6 protein-coding genes are annotated in these 10559 nt (G+C 34.9%); 2 read left to right on the top strand and 4 right to left on the bottom strand.

From position 1 onward, the window contains the following. Window positions 1-82 precede the first annotated feature (82 nt). Window positions 83-2455, top strand: a complete 2373-nt coding sequence (locus ACJJVT_RS18650; RefSeq protein WP_405400738.1) for a GAF domain-containing protein — start codon at window positions 83-85, stop codon at window positions 2453-2455. On the opposite strand, the gene ACJJVT_RS18655 is transcribed toward ACJJVT_RS18650, so the two are convergent. Then, window positions 2444-3661 (bottom strand): Pycsar system effector family protein, encoded by a 1218-nt coding sequence (locus ACJJVT_RS18655; RefSeq protein WP_405400739.1) that lies wholly within the window; start codon window positions 3659-3661, stop codon window positions 2444-2446. The two genes, ACJJVT_RS18650 and ACJJVT_RS18655, sit on opposite strands and share 12 nt — an antisense overlap. A 57-nt stretch (window positions 3662-3718) precedes the next feature. Here ACJJVT_RS18655 and ACJJVT_RS18660 point away from each other — a divergent pair, with 57 nt between their 5' ends. Then, window positions 3719-7441 carry a metallophosphoesterase gene (locus ACJJVT_RS18660; protein ID WP_405400741.1) on the top strand — a complete coding sequence of 1241 codons (3723 nt, stop codon included), beginning with the start codon at window positions 3719-3721 and terminating at the stop codon, window positions 7439-7441. 9 nt (window positions 7442-7450) lie between these two features. On the opposite strand, the gene ACJJVT_RS18665 is transcribed toward ACJJVT_RS18660, so the two are convergent. The 3 genes from ACJJVT_RS18665 to ACJJVT_RS18675 are packed head-to-tail and all read right to left on the bottom strand — an operon-like array spanning window position 7451 to window position 10555. Then, window positions 7451-8308: a hypothetical protein gene (locus ACJJVT_RS18665; protein WP_405400742.1), complete on the bottom strand. Its 858-nt coding sequence runs from the start codon at window positions 8306-8308 to the stop codon at window positions 7451-7453. Window position 8309: 1 nt separating this feature from the next. After that, window positions 8310-9200, bottom strand: coding sequence for an AraC family transcriptional regulator (locus ACJJVT_RS18670; protein ID WP_405400744.1), 891 nt, complete (start codon window positions 9198-9200; stop codon window positions 8310-8312). A gap of 23 nt (window positions 9201-9223) precedes the next feature. Next, window positions 9224-10555, bottom strand: a complete 1332-nt coding sequence (locus tag ACJJVT_RS18675; RefSeq protein ID WP_405400745.1) for a vanadium-dependent haloperoxidase — start codon at window positions 10553-10555, stop codon at window positions 9224-9226. Window positions 10556-10559: the final 4 nt, after the last annotated feature.

The raw sequence follows: 10559 nt of genomic DNA on the forward strand, positions 1-10559 counted from the left end.
TCCAGTCAACCATAGGGCTTAGAGCCTTAAAAAACTTGGTATATTTTGTAACTTTACACACAATTAGTAGACTAACTGAACCATGGGAAAGCACGAGAGAAAGATAATGCCGGTTAAGCACCTCATAAGTTTTGAAAAACTTCTAGAGAAGTATGATGAACATTTGAAGGGTGATGATCCTTTTTTGGCGGCTACTGCTGAAAGAATATTATCTATTGAAAAAGGTTTTCCTGAGCTGCGAGATGGTTTTTCAGATTTTACTTTATTAGAGAAGAACAAAGATCTTATTAATCGTATTCTACAAGATACATTTACAGAAGCGTTAAGTGGTAACGAGATAAAGGTAGCAACGTTACCTTATCAAGATATGATCATAAAGTCTTCAAACCGGTTTCAAAAAATTATTGAAGAAGCGGGTGATAATTATGTGCCAGAATTAAGAAATGTTGGCGATGATATGGATTATATCATGAGCTGTGTAGTGGTGTTAAATTATTACTACGGTTATCATTTAGATTTTAGTCGCCCTTATTTTTATGACATTCCAGATGCAAATGGGGTAATGCGCCATTATCGTATTTTATACAATGCAGATTTTATTGATATAATCCCTACCGATAAATCTAAAGAAGTTACACAAGAAGATGTTGATGAATTATTGGCTAGTCCAAATGATATTAAGCTTTGGATGGAGAAGATTCCGCCAGAGAGTTTTATATCCAAAGGTTTTGTAATTGCCAATTTGTTCGATGTAACTATGGAACAGGCAATTTCGAATATTAAGTCAAAATTGATTTCTAAGAATACGATACAGCCAACAAATTTCATGCACGATTTGCAGGAAACTTTTAAGTCGTTTTTTAGATTACCGAATATTAAAGTAGGTTTTGCATCTTTTGATGCTAAGAACAATGAGTTTGAAGAAGTCTCAGGTATGGGCTTTGAAAGTTTTCTATTAGGTGGTGAGCATCATATGAACTGTAAAAGTGCATTATGTGAAGATTCATATGAGAAATTAATTGATAGGAACTCATATTTTACTATTACCGATATGGATCGTAAAGTAGAGCAATCTGGGAATATGAATCCGTACAAGGGGTTGAAAGAGCAGGGCATACAAAGTGCCATTTTTGCTCCTATAGCTTATGAAAATAATCTTTTAGGGGTATTAGAAATCGTATCTGAAAAGAAGGGTGTGCTTAATGGTGTAAATGCCCAAAAGCTAGATGATGTATTGCCATTTATTGTCTCTGCTGTAGTACGTGCCAAAAATGAAGAAAATAATAGAATAGACGCTATTATACAGAATGAGTGTACTTCTGTGCATTCATCGGTTTATTGGAAGTTTCAAGAGGAGGCTAAAAAATTCATGTTAGACGAAACTGAAGGTAGGTCTCCTTCATTTAAAGAAATCGTTTTTAAAGATGTCTATCCGCTATTTGGTCAAATAGATATTAAAGATTCTTCGCAAGCTAGAAATTTAGCCATTCAGCGCGATTTAATGATACAGCTTTCAGAAATAGATAATGTGTTGAATATTGCTGTAAAAACATGGGATCTGCCAATCTATGAGGAATTAATTTTCAGGGTAAATAATCATCTAGAAAGTATAAAGGAAATGCTTTATACGAATAGCGAGCAGGCTATTTTTGATTTTGTTCATGACGAAATATCTCCTGTTTTTGAGCACCTTAAAAAATCGAATAAAGACATAGAGAAGCATATTTTAAAATATGAGTCTAAAATTGATATGGGTACGGGCTCTTACTATGACCATAGAAAGAACTATGATGAAAGTGTAACATTAATCAATAAAAAGCTTTCATCTGTTATTGATAAAAGACAAGAAAGTGCACAGGCAATGTTTCCTCATTATTATGAGCGTTACAAAACAGATGGTGTAGAACATAATCTATACATTGGTGCTTCAATATCAGAAAGCAAGGAATATAATCCATTATACCTTAATAATTTAAGATTATGGCAATTACAGGTAATGGTTGAAATGGAAAATGCACATTACGCACTAAAGCCAAAATTACCGGTACAGTTAGATGCCGCTTCGCTGATATTGGTGTATAATACATCATTATCTATTCGCTTTAGAATGGATGAAAAACAGTTTGATGTTGATGGTACTTATAATGCACGTTATGAGGTAATAAAAAAGAGAATCGATAAATCGTACATAAAAGGAACTGACGAGAGATTAACTCAAAAAGGGGTGCTTTCTATTGTGTATTCTCAAAAGAAAGATGAATTAGAATATCTAAGATATATCAAATTCTTAAAGTCTAAAGGCTGTTTTACCAATAAAATAGAAATTGTAGAGCTAGAAGGTCTGCAGGGTGTATCTGGTTTAAAAGCTATACGTGCAGAGATTCTATATCAAAGAGAACAAGAACCTGAAAAGACATATACGTACCAAGATTTAATGGATGCTTTAAAAGAATAAAACTTCACTTAGTAATTGTATTTTACGATCAGGGCCAAAGAATTTAAATGAAACGGCAAATGCTATTACAGATAATATCATGCCAATCATGAATATAGTATAGGTCCAACGTAAAAGTGAATATTTTCTATTTAGAACTATTCCAAGAAAATAGAGATCTTTAGTTAAAGAGTTATAGATGTAATCTTTGTCCTTTAGCATTTCTTTTATTGCCCATTCATACTCGCTTAATGCCATTTTATGGAAGTTGCCGAAGAACAATAAGTTAACATTTTTGTTGGCGACATCTTCTTTAGTAAACTCACCGCTAGTAACATTTGGTCTTGTGGCCATTACAGCTAGTACCATAGAAACGACGCTAAAGAATACAAATATTACGGTAGGGTAAATAAGGTAATCGTTAGAAGGGTTGTCTAATTTAGGGATAAGATTAGATAGTGCTAAAGAAATAATAATGGCATTTACAGATAATAAAATGTTCGCCTTGGTATCTGCAATATCGCTAAGTGTAATATGGTTTTTTAGTGTTACACGATAAAGTGTTTGTATGCCTCGGTCGGGACTTTCGCTTTTAAATTGCGCTTTAAGTTTCTCTTTCTTAGCAAGTTTCTTTTCAGACTTTTTTTCTTTTATCAGTTTTCTTAAATTCTTATCTTTTTTCTCAAGCCAATGTTCTTTGGCGTAATCTGTATAGTATTGGTGATCGGTTCTGAATAATTGTATATTGAGTTCTAGCCATTCTTTTTGGCTGTAATTCTTAACTCCGAAAAGCTTTAGTTCTTCACGCAGTAGATCAGAAGTTTCTAGGTAGCTGCTCTGTGCAAAATGAGAACAGTCGGCATCGCGTATAATTTCTTCCATTAAATTATTCGGCTTTGCATCCCATTTTGTAGCGCGTATACACGATTTAATTTTTTCAATTCCGTCTTTGTTATAGCCCTGTTCAGTTAAAAATTTCTCTGCAATTTCGCAGCTACTTTCTTCGTGTTCATTGATTCCTTTTGTGAATCCCGTATCGTGAAACCAGGCTACGATTTCTAAAAGCTCTTTATCCTGATTGGATAGAGAACATGAATCAAGTAATTGTTTAGTACTTTTAACGACTCTTTGTGTATGTCTTAGATTATGGTATAGAAACTTCTTATCCAAATGATTGGTAAGTAAGTCGATTACAAATTGTTGTGAGTTATCTAAGATTTTTGACATAGAAGAAATGGATTTGAAATATCCAAATTACAAAATTTTAAAGAGGGCAACGTTACTATGAAAAAATTATATGCATATCTGTCGGTTTTTATATTCATTACTAGCTGTGCTACGTACAATACTAAATATGTAGATGAAAAATATGCTGTAGATGTAACCGATTCAAAAGAAGTTTCACATACTTTTTATTTAATTGGTGATGCGGGTTTATCACCAATGGGCGGAATGAATCCTGCATTAAAGATATTCAAGAATAGATTAAATAAGGCAGATAAGAACAGTACGGCAATATTTTTAGGTGATAATATTTACCCAGCTGGGCTACCAGACCCTAAAGATTCTACTGAAGCATATAGAACAGCAAAAAATCATTTAGATGCGCAGTTGAATACATTGAATGATTTTAAGGGAAGACCACTTTTTATACCCGGTAATCACGATTGGTATACAGAAGGTTTAGTAGGTCTTGAAAGGGAAGAGAATTATATTAAGAAAGCCCTTAAAGAAAAAGAAAAGGATCCTTTTTTACCAGAAAACGGATGCCCTATTGATGTTGTGGAAATAGGTGATGATGTTGCTATAATTACCATAGATACAGAATGGTATTTGACCAATTGGGACAATCGCCCAGATATTAATGATAAGTGTGATATAAAAAGTAGAGCAAAGTTTTTCTTAGAGCTTGAAGATGCGATAAAAGGCTTTCGCGACCGCACAACGGTTATTGCAATGCATCATCCTAGTAATAGTTATGGAGAGCACGGTGGTCAATATTCAATGAGAAAACAATTTTATCCTAAAGAAATGGCAGTGCCTTTGCCTATTTTAGGAAGCTTTATTAATGTGCTTAGAAGTACTTCGGGTGCATCTGTTGAAGATGTAAACAACAAACGATATAGAGAGTTGATGAATAGGGTAACAACCTTGGCACAATATTCTGATCGTGTAATATTTGCATCTGGGCATGAGCATACTTTGCAATATTTGGTTGAAAATAATACTCCGCAGATTGTAAGTGGTTCTGGGTCGAAAGAAGGTTTTACGCGATTGTTGAACGGTTCTCAGTTCAATACCGGTAAAATGGGATATGCGACTTTAGAAGTATACACCGATGGTTCATCTAGAGTACGTTTTTATGGCGTAGACGATGATGAGAGCGAAGAGTTTTTGTTTACCAATGAAGTATTACCGCCAACTAAAAAAGAATATATAGGTGAATTTACCGGTCAGTTTCCTGATAGTGTTAAAGCTTCTGTGTATACCAAAGAAGAAATTGATAAAAGCGGATTTTATAAAGGAATTTGGGGTGATCGTTACCGCGAGTATTATGGTACAGAAGTGAAAGTGCCGACTGTAAATTTAGATTCTTTGATGGGTGGTTTGGAACCTGTTAAAAAAGGAGGCGGACACCAATCAAAATCATTGCGTTTACGTGCAAAAGACGGTAGGGAGTATGTAATGCGAGCTTTAAGAAAAAGCGCAGAATTGTATTTGCAGTCGATGGCATTTCAAGATCAATATGTTCTTGACGATTTAAAGGAGACCTATACTCAAGAAATATTACAAGACTTTTATACGGGATCACACCCCTATGGTCCGTTTACAACAGCTGGTTTGTCAGATGCTGTTGGTGTTTACCATACCAATCCTGTACTGTATTACGTGCCTAAACAACCAGCATTAAAAGAGTATAATGAGACATTTGGTGATGAGTTGTATATGATTGAAGAGCATACAGGCGATGGTCATGGAGATTTAGCAAGTTTTGGGTATTCAAATAATTTAACCAGTACCGATGGTATGCTTGAAGACCTTCGAGATGATGAAAAATACGAAGTCGATAAAGACCTTTATTTGAGAGCACGACTTTTTGATATGATTCTTGGCGATTGGGATCGACATGTTGATCAATGGCGTTGGGCAGAATTTAAAGATGAGAAAAAAGGTAAAACTGTGTATAGACCAATACCTAGAGATCGTGATCAGGTATTCTCGAAAATGGGCGATGGTGCATTAATGAAAATAGCTACTCGTATTATACCTGGCTTACGACTAATGGAAGGTTTTAATGAAGATATTAGAAGTGTAAAAGGATTCAACTCTTCGCCTATGACCTATGTGTTAGACTTAACATTGTTAGGTGAAACCGAAAAAAGTCAGTGGATGGCGCAGGCAAAATACCTACAAGAAAACTTAACCCCTAGTGATATTGATCAGGCATTTAAATCTTTTCCTGTAGAAGTTCGTGATGAAACGGTAGATGAAATTAAAGAAATTCTCTTGGCACGGTTAAGCCATATTCAAGAAACTGCTAATGAGTACTACCAGATATTAAATAAATATGCTGTAGTTGCAGGTACAGATAAAGATGATTGGTTTGAGATCAATAGACTGAACGATAAAGAAACCGAAGTAAAAGTATTTAGAAATATTGGCGATAAGAAAAAGCGTCTGTTTTATTATAAGGTATTCACAAAAGAAGATACAAAAGAACTATGGGTATTTGGTTTAGATGACGATGATATTTTCGAGGTTAAAAATCCGTCTAATTACGCTGGTGTCAAAGTCAGAATTATTGGTGGTCATAATAATGATATTTATAGGGTAGAAGATGGTAGAAATGTCGCTTTGTATGATTTTAAAAGTAAGAAAAATACGTTTGAAGAAACTGGTGGTGCAAAAGTAAAACTGTCAGATGATTATGAGTTGAACACCTACCAGCCGTTAAAGTTGAGAAATAGTTTCAACCAAATTATCCCTACGATAGGGTTTAACCCAGATGATGGTATGCGAATAGGTTTCGTAAATACCTATACATATAACGGTTTTAGGCAGAATCCATTTACCCAACAACATACTTTTGCCGCATCTTATTATTTTGCGACTAGCGGATTTGATTTTAAGTATCAAGGTGAATTTGCACATGTATTCGAAAATTGGAATGCTGAGTTGAAAGCACGATTTACGAGTCCGAATTTTGCCATTAATTTCTTCGGATTTGGGAATAATACTGAAAATTTTGATGACGATTTAGAACTAGATTATAATAGGGTAAAACTACGACAGATAGATTTTTCGCCTTCATTGGTTTGGAGAGGGCAATTAGGGGCAAAGGTGAAATTAGGCGTGTCTTATGAAAATATTAGTGTTGAAGAAACCAACGATAGATTCATTAATACATTTTATCAACAGAACGGAGAAGAGACGAATAGTGATTTTGTTGGTGCTCATGCTGCCTATACTTATGAAAATAGGGATAATGAAGCATTCCCAACCTTAGGGATGGAATCATCATTAGAAGCTGGATATAAAGAGAACCTTTCAAAAGAAGGAGGAAGTTTTGGTTACATAATTCCTAGCCTAGGTTTTGATTACAAATTGATACCCAATGGTAGGTTGGTATTAGCAACTAAATGGAAAGCACATTTTAATATTGGCGATGAATACGAATTTTACCAAGCCGCAAGTATTGGTGGTTTAGATGGACTTCGCGGATTTAGAAATCAACGTTTTACCGGTAAAACATCGTATTATCAGAATACAGATATAAGATTTAGTCTAAAAAAGAAACGTACCAGATTATTACCAACAGCAATGGGTCTTTTTGGCGGGTTTGATTACGGTAGAGTATGGATGCCTGAAATGAGTTCTGGTCGTTGGCACACTTCATATGGCGGAGGGTTCTTTTTAAATGCCTCTGATATCATTTCTATTAACACAGCCATATTCGCTAGTGAAGACGGACCAAGATTTACTTTCGGACTAGGGTTCGGTTTTTAGATAAACCAGTTATTTTAAAGAGTAGGTGTAAAGATTTCCACCTTCAGCGTGTGCTTGTTCATCAGAAATTAGTAGGGTGTCGTCATTAAGAAAGCAAACAGATTCTAATTGAGAGCGGGCACCTAAATCAATTTCTTGCATATTTCCTTTAGAGAAATCATCCCAAGTGAAATCTGTGAAAACGAAAAGCTTACCGTAACTAAGTGCTATAATTTTATCGCCTTTTGGCGATATGTCAATAGAAGTTATTTGGCAAATCTTCCAATCTGGACAAGGTGTAAACGAGCCCACTAGAGTAGCTTCGTAATTACCTTTGGTATCAGGTACGGAATAAATATGGGCTTCACCGGTAAACGATTTTGACCTGTTTTTAGTTACAATATACAATTTGTTGCCATGGTGGAAAATAGCTTCTGAATCATAGAAAAGATGATCTTTCTTTGGTGGAAAGTCTTTTTGGTCAGGGTAGCGTAGCTCGATTTTTTCAGCGTCAATTTTATCGCCTGGTTCAATAGTCGGGTTTGGTAATTTAAGAATGACCAAGTTTTTACGGTCATTAACGTTATTACCGGTATCAGCTATATAGAGATTGCCAGCTTTATCTTTGGTGAGATCTTCCCAGTCATGATTTTTACCGTTTTTAACCTCTAAACTTTTAAGAATTTCCCCTTTAAAGTTTATCTGGTAAATTTCGTCTTTGTTACCGGCATCTTCAATAACCCATAAGGTAGAGTCATTGTATGTTGCTAGACCAGAATTTTCATCTAAACTACCGGGTAGGTCTGCAATCACTTTAAGTTGCCCGTAATTATTACACGAAATAAGTGTAATTGATAATACAAGAGTCGTTACAATTAATTTGTTCATATTATTCTGCTATTGGCATGAATACCTCGGTCTTCCAATATAAAGCATCACCACCCATATTCGGATTACTATAAAAGAATTCTACAGGTTTAGGGCTTACTTTTATATTATTTTTGTCAGCGTAATCTAATAGCGCGTACCATGCTCTATCTGAGGTTATATAATTCCCATTATAAATAGCTTTAAGAGATTTTGTACCTTTAAATTCTTTATAATTAATATCCTTTATAACCGGAAGAGAATCAGGTTTTATTATTGGATAACAAAAATTAAATATAAGGCTGTCTTTGTTAATGTTCCAGTCTATAATTTCAATAAAAGGAACGCCATTTAGTTGCAAACCATTACCTACAAGTACAGAGTTCAAAAACGGATAACTGTCTTTCATTGCAGTAGCTTTTTTCGTCTGAATAGTTTTGTGTTTAATACAGGCGCAATAGGTTGATGGTAATTCCTCTTCTTCTAAAATAGTTACTTTAAATTCTTTTCTATGCTTATTTAAATATGACATAAAATCAGTAACAAGTTTTCTTGACCCCTTTTCAAAATCGGTGTCTGTAAAGGGAATTGATAATCTATTTTTGAAACTATTGTCTTTGTCAGTTACATCTACCTTAAGTTGAGAGGTAGAGTCATTAATTGGGGAAATATTCCATGTATACGTATGGGTAGAATCTCCAGATACTATAGTTTGCTTGAGATGTTTTATGTCTTCAAGTTGTTTAATTGAAGCATTGTTAAATGAAGTATTCCAGGCTTTCAATGACTGATTTATTGTCCCTGGAAAGGTTTTGGCTACGACCCTTATTTGATAATCTTGTGGCTTTATGAAAAAATACCAAAGTAAACCAATACAAATAATGGTAATTGTAATTGAAAGCGCTTTTTTCATGATGATTTAAAATGTGCTAAAAATTAATTTTTCTTCATTTTAATTTTAGAATTCAGTAGTGCACCAATTTTTCGACCTTGACCAACACCGACTTCAACAGCTGATCTGTAGTGAATACCGCCATACATTCTACTAATAGCGGCTTCATCTGCGGCTTCGTTGAAAGAATTGAATTTTCTAATAGGCAGGCCATACGGCGTTTCGGTATCATCTTCAAAACTAAAATCTTCACCAAAAATGCTAGTAAGAGCAATTCCTGCAGCACCTGAAACAACACTATGTCCACTTGTGTATTCAGGGAAAGGAGGTGTTTGTAAAATAGGCTTCCAATTCTCGTCTATATGTTGGTTAATTAACGTTTCTGGTCTAATTAAATTACTGCGATATTTTTCATCCCAGCAGCTAATAAATCCGTCAGCAATCGCCATTGAAGTTTTTGTATAGGCAAAAACAGTATCGTCGAAATTACTATTGGTTTTTTTACTGGCAATTTTTGTAATACCTATCCAATGTGCACCTGGGGTAATCTTTTTGGTAGCGAACATGAGGTGACCTCTAGTTACGGAAACGTACGGATTACAATCCCAGAATTTAGCAATGGCAACTTCGTCAGATTCGTCACCGTTTTTTGTGATGTCATTGCTAATATTATAAACTTCTATAAGTTCTTTGTAGAAATCTGAGTCTTTTTCTAGTGAAAACGGTGGTGGTGGAACTGGTTTAAACTGCGAAGCTGAATCTATAATAAAAGGGCGAATTTTGTTCCAGTGCGGCTCAATACCATCCATGTAGGCTGGTGGTGTTGGTTGCCATCTGGTAGGGTCGTCTGTATTTACAGTGAATTTTGGCATGGTACGCGTTTGGCTGTAATTGTCCTTGCCCATCCATTCTTTAATATGGTCTGCAACTTTTAATCCGTATGCTTTAGAAGCTTCGAATTCAGGTTCGTTCATTGACTTCCATTGTGTGAAAAGACTATCCTGTAAAACATCAAATTTATCTTCAGAGAATATCAATTGTCTGCTAATATTCATGTGCGCAATTAAAGCAGATAATTGAGGATTTATACCTGAAACGGTATCTATCGCAGGTATAGGTTTTAAATCTTTTAGTTGACCTGCTAATGATTGATAATCAGGGTTTACTTGGGCAACAATTTCATAGGCTGCAATATTGGGGTAAGCAAATATTCTACTCGCTACCGGTGGAGAGAATATATCATGAATCATGATATCTATAATCTTGTCAATAGAGTTGTGTAATTGATCAGGAGATATTACTATGGGTTCTTGCTTCTTTTCTGTGCAGTTCGCTAATAATACCCCTGCGATTAAGATGATTAAATACCTTTTCATTGTA

Source organism: Maribacter sp. Asnod2-G09 (assembly GCF_045063795.1).
Lineage (GTDB): Bacteria > Bacteroidota > Bacteroidia > Flavobacteriales > Flavobacteriaceae > Maribacter.